Here is a 14,045-nt window from a genome sequence, read left to right on the forward strand (position 1 = left end):
GCGCGATCAAAAAATTCACTTCTTTCCTTGGAGTAATGAGCATGCCCCGAAAGAGTGCCAACACAGCCGTGGTCCTGTTCGAGGACAAGGTTGAACTTCATATCGCCAGTCGCATTCGGCTTCGCCGCGGCCTGATGGGCATAAGCCAGAGCCAGGTGGCCCGTGCCCTGGGCATCACCTTTCAGCAGGTGCAGAAGTACGAACGCGGCTCCAACCGTGTCTCGGCCGGCCGGCTCTTCCGTCTGGCCGAAATCCTCGACGTGCCCCTCACCTTTTTCTTCGACGACATGCAAATCGAAGGCGCCCCGGCGGCCAAAGCGACCACCAGCTGCGCACCCGAGGATAGCCCATCGCTTCTTAGCCGCCGAGACCTGGATCTCCTCCGAGCCTGGCGCAACGCGCCGGCTCATGTGAGCGAAGCCATCGCAGGCCTGCTCCGCGCGGTGGTGGATGGAGCGGTAATCTCCGAAACCACGGCAACGACAGTTGTGGAGCCCTCCCCCTCCCTGCCGGCGCCACAACCTCGGACCGAGATGGCGCAGTCTCCCGCCCGCCGCCGCCGCGGTGCCGCCTGGGACCCGGCCGACATGTACAGCGCTATCAAACCAAATCGCAGGGCCAAAGCCGGTGCAGTGCTTCCCGGAAGCCCCTCACCCTAGTGACCCACAGCACACGGAGTTTTTCCCCTGGCCTCCGGCCTTCGTTCGCCAAGGTGAATTGCCGCCCCAAAACTGCGGCTGACGTTAGTCGGTCGCATCATAGGAAAATCACCATGAACTTCAATCTCACCCCCCTCTATCGCTATGGCTCTGCGCTCCTCATCGGGCTCGTTCTGCTGGTAAGGGCGTGGGTAACCGTTCCCACTGGATCAGTGGGGATCCTCCGCACCAACGGTGCCGCCACGAAGGTGCTGGGCCCTGGGCTCCATCTGAAAATCCCTATTTTCCAAGATGTTGTTCGTCTTTCGGTGCAGTCTGAAATTGATAACTGGGACAAGCTGCAGGCCTACAGCAAAGATCAGCAGCCCGTCGATGCCCACATTTCCATCCAGACCCGTATCGATCCCGACACTGCACTGGACCTCTACAGGCAATTCGGTACGGCCATTCGTGCCCGCATCGTGCTTCCCCAGAGCGAAGCTGCTTTCAAGGAAATCTTCGGCCAATACAGCGCTGTCAGCATCGTCCAGGACCGAACCCGTCTGGGCCACGACCTGATGGAACGGGCCCAGCAGGAGATCAAGACACCGGGCATCGTCGTCGAAGCGGTCAACCTGCAGAACATCGATTTTTCCGATGCGTATGAACACAGCATCGAACAGCGGATGCTGGCTGAGGTGGAGGTTGCCAAACTCCAGCAGAATGCTGCCCGAGAGCAAGTCCAAGCCCAGATCGTCGTGACTCAAGCCAAGGGCCAAGCCGACGCCAAGATCGCTGAAGCTGAAGCTGAAGCGAAAGCAATCAAATTGCGAGGTGACGCCGAAGCAGCTGCCATCGCCGCCCGTGGTCAAGCGTTGCGCGACAATCCTGCCCTAGTCTCCTTGACGGCCGCCGAACGCTGGAACGGTGTGCTCCCCACCACCATGGTTCCCGGTGGTTCTACCCCCTTCGTCCAGTTGAAGTGACCCCCTGCCACATACATTCCAACCGGCCTAGTTCTCATCCTGTAGAGAACTAGGCCGCCTACATCGCTTCACCTTGTCGTTCTAAGCTTTGACCCACTGTCACCTCTTTTTGACTCTCTTACTGTCCGGCTAAAGTTTCGCACCCGCACATACCTCCTCATGGATTTCGGTGTAAGTCTTGAAATCCTTTGGGTCAATCATGCGGCCCTCAGCTATCGCGACCTTATTCATCCCCAGCGAGGCGTTTGCCTCGTACATGGGGTTCATGCTGTCCATCACGGGGACGATGCTGCTCTTCCGGGCAGCTTTGCCGCTCCGGTCGAGAAAATAGGCGGATCGGGTCTTGCTCTTTTCGATGAGGTCGGGCCAGGGCCCTGATCTCAATCGCCGCATCCTGTCGATCACCGCGCGCCCGATGTCGGTGCCGAAACCCTCCTCGGCGGCTTCCTCGACTGCAGCCTCCAGCTCCCACATCATGGCTTGATCGCGGGAGGTCAAAACCATAAAGGCCGCCGCTCCCCGCAAGATGGCCACCTGCGGAAGGAGGAAGGTCCAGACGATCTCGACACCGTAGAGACGTTTGCTATCCCCGCCAAGACGTTGCACCTCGCGGGTCAGGCGCTGTCCTTCTTTGGCTTTCCGCAGGTCGTAAGCGAGACCAAGGACAAACTCCCCCACGTCATAAGGCAGAGGGCCGTCCTGTCCACATACTTGGTGAACGAGATCGTAATGGGCGGAGAGATCATCATAATCGCCCCACAGTACCAGGCCGCCGAGCTTGGAAGTGGGATTGGCTGTCAGCATAGCAAATCACCGAGGTTGGAGGTACGGGCGGAGGCCCCCGGATCTGGGTAGACCATGGCGATGACGCAGGCGCTATCGCGTTCTGGTAAGCCTTAGTACCGGCATGGCGATGAAGGGTCTTTGGCAAGGCATGGGCTAAATGGATGGTCAGGCGGCTGCTTCAACCTGGTAACTTATGGGACAAGACATGTGGCGCGGACAGCGCCCTTCCCTCGATTTCCCACTTAATCCTGAACGACTCTATGGCGGCGGGGGCGGTGGGACGTGTCTGTTGTTCACTATCTTAGAACCTGTCAGCATCCTGGGGATCAACGTCAGCCTGGCAGTTCACCTCCAGAGGAAATTGGTCCAAGGAAACATGGAATTGACCAGTGGTGCCACCGGGCTCTGTTCCGGGGTAAATTGGGCCTTCCGTCAAGGGTCCAGGATTGATGGGACCCCAGTGTTCCATCCCACCAGCTTCCAGTGGACGAGCGTCGGTTGCGGAGACCTGGATCACGTCTTTATTCCCCCCCATGATCGATACTTGCATCCCGATGCAGACGCCTGCGAGATACGCCTCGGCACCAGCGGCATCGAGCATCGAGGTTGTTGTCATGACCTCAGGAACCAACATTCCGTCGAGCACGGCTACTGGGTAACCGTGTGGGAGCCGGATGACCAAGGAAGAGCCAAGAAGTTCCGCGCGAATCCGTTCAGACGTAACCCAGTTACCTTCGATATCCGCCTCGCCAATAGCGTCGGCTTGACTTCGCTCGAAAAGGCGAGAGAGGGTTGGATGAGACGAGAATGGGTTCCCTGTCGGTCCTGCTGACGAGATTTGCTCGCAGATATCCGCTAGATGGCTAAAGTCGCCGTCCAATTTCTTCCGAGAATGGCGACGAAAGATTAGTCCGCCGGGTATGCGAATATCATTGGTGGCAAGGATCCAAAACCATCGCGGGTGAGGCGCGGTCATTTGCCATCGACCATCAAGGCCCCAGACGTAGTGTGTGGGAATATGGGGGTTGACAGAAGTGTCGAGCCATGTCGCCAAGCGATGGGCAAACCATGCCGGGGCGGAGAACATAACAAAGGCGCCAATGGTGGTCTTGTTCCGATGCCCTTGGCACGAATAAAGGGTTTGAACCCCTGGCAATCGATTAAGTCTATAAACCAAATCTCGGATGTGTGGGTCGATGTTTGCTTCGTTGGCCGGATTCTGAGGCTGGGCCGGCATGAACAGGTCTGATAGCCTGAGAGGCATTCTGTTGTTTGACATGGTTCCCTTGCTTCCCGTGAGATTGCGCGAGCCTAATAGGGCTAAGGCGGAAGGTTGAGTAAACGTCGGTCCCGCGGTCCCGCGGTCAACTCCGGCTCTCCTTAACCTTGTGAGCGCCGCCATGACAGCCAGAGCGACGAATTGTCGTTGCAAATATTCCCAATCCTGCAATCAAAAGAGTTGGCCGCCAATATCGCTTGAATGGCCAACAACGTCGCCCTGTATGTTCTTACAGGGCGCATTTAGCTCTTAGCTCGATGGTGTGTAGATCCGGGATTTACTTGCTGATTTTCGGATTGCGGCCGTCTGAAAGGAAAAATGGCTCACTGCCGCGAAGCTAGTCACCAGCGACTTGATGGTCGCTGGTGGGGCTAATGCTATTTGTGTGCAAGGTCAACCGACCGGCCGACCAGCTTCCGCGCCCCCCGGGGAGCCTGTGCAGCCGGGTCCCCGCGCCGGCGGTGGACCAGGGCTGCGCGGAGCCGCTTTGCAGTATAGGGGCCTTCCGAATTCGGAACTGGAACGCCCACCCCATTCGCTTCTCCATCAGCTGAGGTCACACGGGGGGCGCTGACTTTGTCTGGTCAGCGATCAGCACTATTCATTGCAACGCAAATGATAATCGTCGCTGGTATATATCCCGCGCAAATAGCCAATAAAACACTGTCTGTGCAATAATATACAATTCCAGAAAGGAGCATCCCTCCGATGACCATTACGTTCGCGTATTTTTCAAGCAAAGTTTTAGGCATGGCGTATTCTCCAATTTAATAAATTCATAAATAAATTATCTTGTGATCGGCTTCCTTTCGCAAAGGGTTCATTATCCAGACATGGTCCGCTCTGCAGCCTGGCGGACCAGATCGTCACGCTCGTCCCAGCCAAGCTCGGACCACTGGTTGAATTCGTCAGCGCCTGCATTCCACGCCGCCATCGCCGGCGCCACAAACGGCAGTACGTGGGCTGGGACAGTCTCTAGCCACCCCTCATGGTTCAGGTCGAACATCCTCACACTCCTAGCTCTCGACCGGCGCGGCGGCGCTCACCAGCACAAAATGCTGCCTCGCTTGCTGGCGCCTGGATCGGTTACTGGCGGTTCTTGGTTAGTGCAGGGTTCTGGCCGCTTGTGACCACGCCGGCAGTCATTTGCACGGCGGCAACGGCGTCCTTCAGTGCCGCATCCTCGCGTTCGCTTTCGGTTGTCACACCCAAGGCCTTCAGGCGATTATTCTCGCGGATCAGCATGTCCTCAAGGCTCTCTTGCCAGGGGCCTTTGGCGACGAACTGATAGTAAAGTTTAAGAGTCCCCAGGTATTCCCCCGCAGTCTTCTTCTCATCCGGTAATTCGGAGAAAATCTTGACGTCTTTACCTGACGGGGTATGGACATAAATTTGCAAATTCTCATCGATAATAAACGGCTCCATGAAATAACATTGCCTATAATCGTAGGGGGATTGGCATTTCTGTAGCTGAACATCGGGTGGTCCGCTTTTAAAGGACGCAATATATTCGCGATATTCTGACAAAGCATGGTCCATGCAATTTGCGTAAATTGCCTGGGCGTATTGGCAGCGATCAACAATAAATTTATCTTCGGACGTCGGTGTGATAGTCCGAGATCGTTGAATTAAATCGTCAGCTAGATGCACGATGTTGGCTGCTTGTTTTGTTATCGCATAGGCATTGTGCCCACGAGAAAGTGGGACTACGACATCGGTTTTTTTACAGCCAGCAAAGGCCACTGCAATCGCGCCGACTACAACCATACCGGAAACATTTCGCATCATCGTTCCTCATCTATGGACCGTTTCATCTATCCGGCCATTTTCATGAATTATTCCATGCAGCTGTAGAATTTGGCCACATCCGTTGTCTTACCGGCGCCGCATGCCATAAAAATCGTCGCTCGCGGCACAACTCGCAACTCTGCCACGGCGACCGCAGTAACCTCAACCTGATACCGATCCGGAATCAGCTACGTAATCTTCGACGTGCGCCGTCGACAAGGGTAAAAAAAGGGCTCATCGCCGCGGGCTAGTCACCAGCGACCTGGTGGTCGCTGGTGGGCGGGATGATATTCGGGCGCAGGGTCAACCGGCCGGCCGCCCAGCTTCCGCGCCCCCGCCGGGGGCTTGTGCAGCAGGGTCCCCGCGCCGGCGGTGGACCAGATCAGCGTGGAGCCGCTTCGCAGGATAGGGTGCATTCCGAATTCGGAACAGGACCGCCCTGCCCATCCGCTTCTCCATCACCTCAGGTCTTTCGGTCTCGTGGGTCACGCGGTTCGCCGCTGACCTAGATTACCCGCACGAAATTAGCTCTGCAAAGGCCAGCAACGGTCGGAGGCCCCTTGCGGAACGCACAGTTCACGACCGATTTCGCGATATACAGCGTTATGCTTATGGGTAAACCACGATGATAACGGGTCATTATCCGCATCAATAGTAGCCTCCATTCTGGTCACAATAGTCGCGTCTCTTTCGCCCGCAAATGATACGATTGCGTCGATCTGAAATACGCCGGTTTCCGTTCTCACCGCGCTATGATCCGTAAAGAACCCTCGATCAACATCTACTGACAGAACTCGGCCAACCTTCTGCACATCCTCCTTTGGTGAAGGAGCTTTGAACAAGCTGTAATTTGATGCGACACATCCAACAGGTGCGGCAGTTAGAAACAGTAGAAATATGACAATAAGCATATTGTTGAAAGGTGACATTCGATTTTCTCCGGCCATATTTATCTACTGGTCGCGCCATTCGCGTTGCGTACTCGTGGTCACTTTCGGGGTGGGACCAAGCTCTTGGTCCGACGCCCATTCTCGCGTCGCTGGCCCAACTTACGGATACGATCAAGCTCGACGGCCGGGATGATCTCACCCTTGATGATCTTGGCATGGGCCGCAGGCCTAGCGCAGCCGAAAAGCCCGCGCATGTTCCGATTGATCGTATCTGTACTGACGCCTGCCTCTCGGGCGATATCCGCGACGGAGCCGCCATCCTCGCGCAACCACCGCTCGGCTGCTTGGGTCAAAGCATCCCCCGCCATCTTGGGCTTAGGGCCGGGGTTTTTCACGCTGCGTCGGCCGGCGGCGGATTGAAACCGCGCCTTCTGCTTCAGGAATTCCTGTTGGCACTCCAGCGCCATAGATAGATCGGTAAGAGGCCATACCCGTTGAGATGACCACTCACGCAAAGTGACCTGGCGCGGCGCCCCAGTCCCAGGCCACCTCGCAAGGGCCGACAACAGCCCGACAAAATCTGTGATGGATAGGGCCAGCACGGCTACGTGTGACACCGTCACCCGGTCTCCGTCCCGCAGGTCGCGCACTAAATAGGCCCGATGCTCCAGAGCCTCCGGGTCCTGCCGGCGCATCTTGGCGACGTCATCAATATAGATCGGGGCATATTCGTCGGAGACGTCTAGGCCAGCGTCCCGCATCGCGGACATCTGTTCTGACAGTGGTGGCCCAGACTTCCAGGTCCTTACATATCCGTGATCCCGAGGCTCAACCATGCTCAACCGTCCAGAAAATTTGAAGCCGCACATTCTATTCGTCTTGCGGTATATCATAGAATATGCCATAGTTCAATTCATCAGTAACGAGCACCCAGCAGAGACTCCGCCATGGCCGACTACCGCAAAACTCCCAACGCCCGCCCCTGGCCTCACCAACTGAGCGAGGGCGATATCCTGACCTTTGATCAAGCCGCGCCGTTGAAGACTGACATGGCGCGCCTTCGAGATTTCGGGCTGACGACGATGGAGTTGCGCAGATACGTAAGAATTGTGACGGTCGAGTGGTACGAGAATTGGATGAACGCTGAGCTTCTGCGCATGGATCGCGACGCCGCCGCCAAGGCAGCGGCCTAACGGTAGCGAAATCTCGGATCGCCAAGGATTGTGCTCTGCGGGGCGCGGCGGAGCAGGTTAATGGTGCGTCGCATATTCACAAGCCCCCGACATCCATCTAAGAGCTGATCGTCTATAGGGAGGATACCACGACGCCGGAAACGCAGGTCGGCCCTGCCCGCCAGCTTGGCGGTCGTCTAGCAAGGACACCGGGACTGTGGAGAGGCGGGTTCGACCCCCGCAAAGCTCACCAAATTCCGACAATCGCCCTCACCATGGAAGGACACGGCATGTTGACCACTGCTCCTCGCGTTGGGGCGATGTACCTGGAGATCGCCGGCTTACTCCGCTTCGTCATCGCAGTAGAAGCGCCCACGGCCCGACGTCAAGAGCGGGTTCATTGGCGCCGGCCTGGCGCGCATGCTGACCGCATTGTCTCCGAAACCTTCCGTCAATTTGCGCCTCAGATCCTACGGGAAGCGTCCGACGTTGCCCCTGATCCCGCACCTGCTTTGCCGCACAACGGCATGCCACAGGATGCACCTCCGTCCAACACGGTCGACGTTGTTCAACCGTCAACCAAATGATTGGCTCGAAAACTCCCGCTGCATAATCATTCTAGGTAACGACCTATGACCGAACCCATCGCTTCCAATGACTTCTCGGTCGACGCGAACCGGGCTGATAGCCGGGCCCGGAGCAACAGCAGAGCCACTTGGGCGGCAGTGGTCGCCATGATCGGCACTCTGGTCTTCGACTACCTCCTCATTGCGGAGCGAGGCCCATCGCTCAGCCTATCGCAGACTCTGGTCCTGGTTCTCGTTCCGGTTGGCTTGGGATTGGGCGCTGTCATGACCCGGCTTGACACGCTGCGGCACCGGGAAACAGCGGCGAAGTATCGACGCATGCTTCACCTGACGCCCCCGTGATGATTTCCGTAAGGAAAATCCCTCAAAAAAACCGTAACTACCATGCCCAACCATGATCCTTTTGCCGAAGGCGCCGATGCTTGTATCGCTGGGCAGCCGGAAACGGCCAACCCTTACGACTTGGGCACCGATGATTATCTTACCTGGAATGACGGCTGGCAAAGCCAAGCCGATCAGGATGACGATGACGCCTGACCCGCCCACAGCCCCAGCCCCAATGGCTGATCTTGCAACGCCTACAGGGAACTCATAAATGCTTTTCGATCATTCCACCTTAGCCGCTGCCGCTGAGGCCATCCGCGCCAATCCGCCGCCGCCCGCTGATAAAACCGAAGCACTGTGGGCGACCACCCACCTTCATCACATCCCTGAAGCGACCGCCGTGGAGTTGCAGGCACACATCCGAGCCAGCGGCACAGTGATCCTCCGTAGCGATGAGGACCTTCCCAAACTGATGGCGATTGTGGCTGCTTGGCGAGCCCACCTACAATTGCCTCCTGTCATGGCCCTGAGCGGCGACACCTATGATGCAGAGCTGACAGTCACCGAACTGAATGGCCTGATCACCATCACCGTTGGTGTCACCACGCTGTCGTCAATCTGCAGCGAAGCATTTAACGACTACCTCATCAAGGACAAGGCTGAGGCCAGCAAGTCTATTCTCCGCGCCCTCCTACGCGAAAAGGAAGACGGCACGACACTTGTCCACGAGATGTTCGACCAAGCTATCAACGACGCTATCGAGAGCGGCGACGACGGTTTCGAGGAATCTGACGAGGAAGACGAAGATGACTAACCAGTCCCGCAAACCCCAGCTCAGCCTCGAGCATTCCGACCGGAGGAGCAGCCATGCCCATCTTCAAAATCGTCGCCACCCAGGAAATTCGCCAGACCTTCACGCTCTACGTCGATGCTCCGACCGCGGAAAAAGCGATAAGCTACGCCGCCTGTCTGGAGGACCTTGATGGGGTCCAAGGCGTCGTCAAGGATGACGAGGAAGATATGGGAGGTGAAATCAAGTCAACCGAATTGGTGGAAAACACCCCCACCAATATCAAGGCGCTGACACCGGCCTGGAGCGGCGTCCGCGCAGTCGTAAAGGACCCCGCCCACGCGACGCCGGCGTCACCTGCGATGTAATTGTCACCAAAGCCCCCTCCCCTGGAGTTGCTCACCTTGGATCCCGAACAAGAGCTTACGGCCGCCATCCAACGCTTCGGTGACCAGCGCTATTCTGCAGGCATTGAGGTGGGCCTTGCAGTCGCTGAGCGTATCGTCGGGTGGCTTTCCATGCAGCCCGACACACCTCGCCAAAGAGAACAGCGCCAGTGGGCCGAGCGCGCAATCGCCGCTGCCCGCGCCGAAGACAAGTCCTAACTGCCCTGAATATGCCACCTGTAGGAGCACGCCTTGTTCACCATCACACCAGTGCCTCCCGATGCAGCCGGGCAGCTTGTCACCCCAGTCTATGTTGGCCCCCGGGCACATACCGCCCGGCTTATCGGCCGATATCTGGCCCCTCTTCCATCGCCCCTTGGCGACAAGGTCGTGATCGCGACCGGCCGCGGCGTGATTGAAGCCGCGGTTGAGCATCGCGGAGGCGCCCCGACCATCCGGTTCACGTCCTGTCCAGATGTCGCCCTGGTCTACGACCGGCTCATCGAACTGCAGCAGACATTCCTACATCTCGACGCGGCGCCGATCGATACGACCGCGCCCGCAACACCTGGCCGGTGCCGCGTGTGCGGTTGCACAATGGAGAGGGCGTGCGCCTGCGGATGCTGGTGGGCGGACAACACCGAAACGCTATGCAAACAGCATGGCACCTGACCCCTCCCGAAAGTCTCCAGCTAGGTTCCCACTTCATGAATCCAACCACCCGTCCTTGCGACTTCTGCGGCACCGGCAGCGAAGCCTTCGCGCTGATCTTCCTTTCCATCGGGGACGAGGATGCGGCCAACTTGGCGCCCTACACGGCTACGGCCCTGTGCGAGACGCACTGGCGCGAGCATGGCCCCGCCGCAGCCATCGCCCATAACAACGACATCCGCGACGGCGCCGGGCTGCCGTCACTGCCGCTGCCGGCCGCGTCCGACTTCGAGATGATGCTCCGCGTGCTGGTGCATAAGTTACGTGACTCCGCTGACCCGAAAATCATCAACGCCCGCGAGCGGGCGGCCGACCTGCTCAGGCGTAAGGGTACCACCAGTATCCTTCGCGGCCATCCCCCCAAGATGCCAGGTGCGCCCCCATGATCACCGACCGCCAAGCCAGCGCAGGATTCAAATGGGCCGGTATCGGGTTAAGGTAGCGCCTAATGGGTTTCCCGCCCCTGCCGGGGCCGGGAGACTGGGGCCTGTTCCGGCCCCACCTCCTGGCGTGCCGCCTAAAAGGGCACCAGGGCCGCGCCGCGTAGGGGCCAAGGCCCCCTTCGGCGCAACCCTGCTCCCCTCGCCGGCACACCCCCTCCACACCCGTCCCAGTTCGCCACTTGGCAGGGTTGCAGCAGCTGCTGCAACCCATGACTTAAGTGACCCGCTATGAACCGACCCAAAGACGAAAACGCTTTTGATCTCATGGTCGCCCCGGACTACCGCGGCACCTTCGACACTGCTCAAAATGCCCGCAACTTCCGTCAGGAGCACGGGACGGGTGGTTGGATTTTTTCCCCCGATGACGGCAGTCCCGTGATCCTATTCCAACCGTGGATCTATCCGTCTGCAATTTTCCATCACCCTTTGACTCTTGGGAAATCCGGTACCTTGATCGGGTGCTGTTAAAGGTCTGGTGGGCCGACACCAACGAAGCGCTGTGCAAGCAGCATGGCACTTAACTGTCCTGACACAGCCCCGAGGTCCTCAATGTACAGTGCACAAAAACGCCTTTATGATGCCTGCCTGGCATCGCCGCCTCCAACGCCCAACGGAGATGCGGCTGGACGTTTCTGGCAGGGCTATGCAGTAGAAGCTGGAGCCGTCGATTTACCGCGGCCGCCCAATGACGAAACCGTCATCTGGGGGCCTGGATGGCTGGGCGTGAATATCGCCGGCGAAATGGAAAAATACCGGCGACTGTACGCCTATCTTTGCCCCACCTCTTCGCCGACGTAAGCGATCCTCCTGAACCTTCCGCCCGGAACAATTCCCCCGAGAGCGAAATGGGCGACGACATCTCCACCGACCCGCTGGCAACCCAACTGCTTCAAGTCGCTCGTGACTTCCAGGTAGAGTTGCCGCTGATCCATATCCAGGCCCTCAAGGATGCGGCAGCGAGGCGGCACCGGCAGAATATCGATCATACCGCCCAGGTGTTCGACGAAGGAACGGCGGCGGCCCCTGCAGCGGCGCCCAGGGACTGGGCGGAAGCGCGAGCCCGCCTGATTGTTGATCAGTATCGGCACCTGTTCCGCGCTGACGCAGCGGCGGCCACCGGCGGCATGATCAATGTCATCGCAGGGGAACTGCGGGCGGCGGAGGCAACCATGCTCCGGCAAGCAGACGAGATCGCTGAAGATATGAGAGTGAAGTTGAAAGCCTTGCGCGCAGGCACCCTTTAACCGGCGTGCCGTAGTCCCATCCCCTCCTCGGAGCCATCTCGATCATGTCAGAGCAAGAATGGAAGGACATTGCCCTATATCTCGCCTCCTGCCACGCCGCGACCGCTGAGTATGATGGCCACCTGAAGGGCACATCGAAATCTCGTAGAAACCGCTACCGCGACATATGCACCACCGCCCTTAGGGCGATCAGCTCCGGCACCCTGGTGGATGCTCGCCCCCAATCAGAACAAGATGTCGTACGGCGCCTCCAAGATGCCATCACCGCCCTTACCGCCTGACCTCCCGTCCCGAGGTGTTGACAATGATTGTAATTCGGAAAGCTATGTTCGCGTGGATTTCGATAAACGGCAGCCACGAGTGGGTCGAAAATACTCCCGAAGCCATCGCGGCAGCTGAAACCGCGGCCAGCTATTGGCGCAGCAAGGTGAACACCACCCGCCCGGAGGAGCTTTGGGGGCTCTGGGTTGACACTCGGCTGATAACGACGTTCACCGAGGTCGACGGGGCGATGCGCTGGGCCTCGGAGCGAAATCCCGATCGGCATGAAATCCAAATTGTTGGCGACGATCCAGAAGCCGTCCAGGCCCGGCACGTCATGTCCTCGGATTCCATGTACCGTCTGGCCATCCTTAAGGAAAAAACCCACCGTCATGTCGATGGAACGGATCGCAATGTGACGGTCGACATAACCTGCCCGGATGGCGAGGTAGTCCGCCTAATTTGCCGCAATCTCGCGGACTTTGGACGGGTCATCAACCGCCCATTGGGAGGAATTCTGATTGGGTCCGAATGGGATACGGCGACGGGCCGCCTAGCCGCAACACCTGCAGAGATCGCTGCGGCGTCGTATTTGGCCCGGAACTGGCCAGTCCGCCCAACCTGAATTTCCAAAGTGACCAAGTTGACGCTCCCCCGGGGTTCAGCGTGATGAAGCCACCTACCATCATCTCCATCAGGCCGGCCGACGAGAACCACCAGGTCGTTTCCGTCGAAGGGGGCGGCGCACGGTACATGCGGAAGCCCTGCCCGGAGTGCCCCTGGCGCCGCGCCGCTCCGATCGGCGCGTTTCCCGCTGAAGCCTACCGCATCAGCGCTAAGACAGCCTACGATATGTCCTTGCACAAGTTCAGTTGCCACATGGCCGGCGCCGAAAAGCCGGCTACCTGCGCCGGCTTCCTCTTGCGCGGCGCTGACCATAACCTGAGCGTCCGTTTGGCCCGCTGTTCCGGGTCGTTGAAGCCTGACGACGTCACCACAGAGGTCGATCTCTACGACAGCTACCGCGACATGGCCGAAGCCAATGGTGTGGCTTCTGACGACCCCGCCTTAGCCCGGTGTCGATAGCCACCCTGTCCCCTCCACCCTGTCAGTAGGCGCACGATATGACCCACACCAGCACCGTCAGTTTCCGCCAGCAGACGAGCATTGACCTTACGACGGCTGAGATCGCCGAAACGATCGCGGCTGCCGGCCCGCGCGCGGTCTCTAATCTATTGAATGCCCTGGCCTACGAGATGTCGGAGGCCGGGATCGTTACGACCGACATCCACAAGAACTTAAGTCCGGCTGCCAGGGATTTCACGCGCGGCCTTATGGCCGCCATGTCGGCCCAATCCTAACCCTAAAGCAAACAACAACCGATCGTTCCATGAGCCGCTACACCCTTGCCTCCATCAAGCCAGGTCATGAAGTCGTCGTAGGGTGGGACCCGCCTTTGACGACCTACTATGGCCAGGTCTTTCGAGAAAATGACGTCATCCTTTGGTTCGGCCTGAACATCGATGAAATCCACGACGTCGAGAAGGCGGTTGCTCTCCTCAGCCCTTTTGCAACAGTGCCCGCCTACGTACTGACACAGCTCATTGCCGACCGCGCGGCCTCCCTTGATCGGCGCCTCGGTCCTGCACAACTGGCCGCTCGCGCCTTTATCAAGCAGAACCAATGACTATCCCTAAACCCTCAGCCCATCGAGCCGGATTGCTCACCTCTTCCGCTGCCGTCCGACGGGCTCTGGATTG

At 58.5% G+C, this 14,045-nt stretch carries 20 protein-coding genes; 15 read left to right on the plus strand and 5 right to left on the minus strand.

Annotated features, from left to right (window positions below):
* The first annotated feature begins 41 nt into the window (after positions 1-41).
* Together P5F91_RS29405 and P5F91_RS29410 are read left to right on the plus strand one after the other, a co-directional pair.
* Entirely contained in the window at positions 42-659 is a 618-nt protein-coding gene (locus P5F91_RS29405) for a helix-turn-helix domain-containing protein (RefSeq protein WP_277909077.1), read from the plus strand.
* A gap of 113 nt (positions 660-772) precedes the next feature.
* Positions 773-1,624 (plus strand): prohibitin family protein, encoded by an 852-nt coding sequence (locus P5F91_RS29410; RefSeq protein WP_277909078.1) that lies wholly within the window; start codon positions 773-775, stop codon positions 1,622-1,624.
* Between the two features lie 129 nt (positions 1,625-1,753).
* On the opposite strand, the gene P5F91_RS29415 is transcribed toward P5F91_RS29410, so the two are convergent.
* From P5F91_RS29415 to P5F91_RS29435, 5 genes are all read right to left on the minus strand, one after another.
* Complete coding sequence (locus tag P5F91_RS29415; protein WP_277909079.1) at positions 1,754-2,428, minus strand: DUF6904 family protein; 675 nt, start codon at positions 2,426-2,428, stop codon at positions 1,754-1,756.
* 283 nt (positions 2,429-2,711) lie between these two features.
* Positions 2,712-3,689 (minus strand): hypothetical protein, encoded by a 978-nt coding sequence (locus tag P5F91_RS29420; protein WP_277909080.1) that lies wholly within the window; start codon positions 3,687-3,689, stop codon positions 2,712-2,714.
* Positions 3,690-4,512: 823 nt separating this feature from the next.
* On the minus strand, positions 4,513-4,695 hold the full coding sequence (locus tag P5F91_RS29425) for a hypothetical protein (protein WP_277909081.1): 183 nt from the start codon (positions 4,693-4,695) through the stop codon (positions 4,513-4,515).
* Between the two features lie 80 nt (positions 4,696-4,775).
* Positions 4,776-5,477 carry a hypothetical protein gene (locus P5F91_RS29430; RefSeq protein WP_277909082.1) on the minus strand — a complete coding sequence of 234 codons (702 nt, stop codon included), beginning with the start codon at positions 5,475-5,477 and terminating at the stop codon, positions 4,776-4,778.
* A 988-nt stretch (positions 5,478-6,465) separates the two neighbouring features.
* The gene (locus P5F91_RS29435; protein ID WP_277909083.1) at positions 6,466-7,128 is read right to left on the minus strand and encodes a helix-turn-helix domain-containing protein; all 663 of its coding nucleotides are present in this window, start codon (positions 7,126-7,128) and stop codon (positions 6,466-6,468) included.
* Positions 7,129-7,314: 186 nt separating this feature from the next.
* Between P5F91_RS29435 and P5F91_RS29440 the strand changes: the two genes are divergently transcribed.
* The 13 genes from P5F91_RS29440 to P5F91_RS29500 all read left to right on the plus strand — a co-directional run bounded on the left by P5F91_RS29440 (position 7,315) and on the right by P5F91_RS29500 (position 13,972).
* Positions 7,315-7,560, plus strand: a complete 246-nt coding sequence (locus tag P5F91_RS29440) for a hypothetical protein (RefSeq protein WP_277909084.1) — start codon at positions 7,315-7,317, stop codon at positions 7,558-7,560.
* A gap of 611 nt (positions 7,561-8,171) precedes the next feature.
* Entirely contained in the window at positions 8,172-8,468 is a 297-nt protein-coding gene (locus tag P5F91_RS29445; RefSeq protein ID WP_277909085.1) for a hypothetical protein, read from the plus strand.
* Positions 8,469-8,510: 42 nt separating this feature from the next.
* Positions 8,511-8,663 carry a hypothetical protein gene (locus tag P5F91_RS29450; protein WP_277909086.1) on the plus strand — a complete coding sequence of 51 codons (153 nt, stop codon included), beginning with the start codon at positions 8,511-8,513 and terminating at the stop codon, positions 8,661-8,663.
* A gap of 58 nt (positions 8,664-8,721) precedes the next feature.
* Complete coding sequence (locus P5F91_RS29455; protein WP_277909087.1) at positions 8,722-9,264, plus strand: hypothetical protein; 543 nt, start codon at positions 8,722-8,724, stop codon at positions 9,262-9,264.
* A 53-nt stretch (positions 9,265-9,317) separates the two neighbouring features.
* Positions 9,318-9,608, plus strand: coding sequence for a hypothetical protein (locus P5F91_RS29460; RefSeq protein WP_277909088.1), 291 nt, complete (start codon positions 9,318-9,320; stop codon positions 9,606-9,608).
* Positions 9,609-9,644: 36 nt separating this feature from the next.
* Positions 9,645-9,845: a hypothetical protein gene (locus tag P5F91_RS29465; RefSeq protein ID WP_277909089.1), complete on the plus strand. Its 201-nt coding sequence runs from the start codon at positions 9,645-9,647 to the stop codon at positions 9,843-9,845.
* A gap of 488 nt (positions 9,846-10,333) precedes the next feature.
* The gene (locus P5F91_RS29470) at positions 10,334-10,723 is read left to right on the plus strand and encodes a hypothetical protein (RefSeq protein ID WP_277909090.1); all 390 of its coding nucleotides are present in this window, start codon (positions 10,334-10,336) and stop codon (positions 10,721-10,723) included.
* A 606-nt stretch (positions 10,724-11,329) separates the two neighbouring features.
* Complete coding sequence (locus P5F91_RS29475; protein WP_277909091.1) at positions 11,330-11,578, plus strand: hypothetical protein; 249 nt, start codon at positions 11,330-11,332, stop codon at positions 11,576-11,578.
* 47 nt (positions 11,579-11,625) lie between these two features.
* Positions 11,626-12,024, plus strand: a complete 399-nt coding sequence (locus P5F91_RS29480; protein WP_277909092.1) for a hypothetical protein — start codon at positions 11,626-11,628, stop codon at positions 12,022-12,024.
* A 325-nt stretch (positions 12,025-12,349) separates the two neighbouring features.
* Positions 12,350-12,910: a hypothetical protein gene (locus P5F91_RS29485; protein WP_277909093.1), complete on the plus strand. Its 561-nt coding sequence runs from the start codon at positions 12,350-12,352 to the stop codon at positions 12,908-12,910.
* 44 nt (positions 12,911-12,954) lie between these two features.
* Entirely contained in the window at positions 12,955-13,371 is a 417-nt protein-coding gene (locus P5F91_RS29490; RefSeq protein WP_277909094.1) for a DUF6283 family protein, read from the plus strand.
* A gap of 38 nt (positions 13,372-13,409) precedes the next feature.
* Positions 13,410-13,646, plus strand: coding sequence for a hypothetical protein (locus P5F91_RS29495; RefSeq protein WP_277909095.1), 237 nt, complete (start codon positions 13,410-13,412; stop codon positions 13,644-13,646).
* Between the two features lie 29 nt (positions 13,647-13,675).
* Positions 13,676-13,972 carry a hypothetical protein gene (locus tag P5F91_RS29500; RefSeq protein ID WP_277909096.1) on the plus strand — a complete coding sequence of 99 codons (297 nt, stop codon included), beginning with the start codon at positions 13,676-13,678 and terminating at the stop codon, positions 13,970-13,972.
* The last annotated feature ends 73 nt before the right edge of the window (positions 13,973-14,045 follow it).

The organism is Nitrospirillum amazonense (genome assembly GCF_029594735.1).
In the GTDB taxonomy this organism is placed as follows: domain Bacteria; phylum Pseudomonadota; class Alphaproteobacteria; order Azospirillales; family Azospirillaceae; genus Nitrospirillum; species Nitrospirillum amazonense.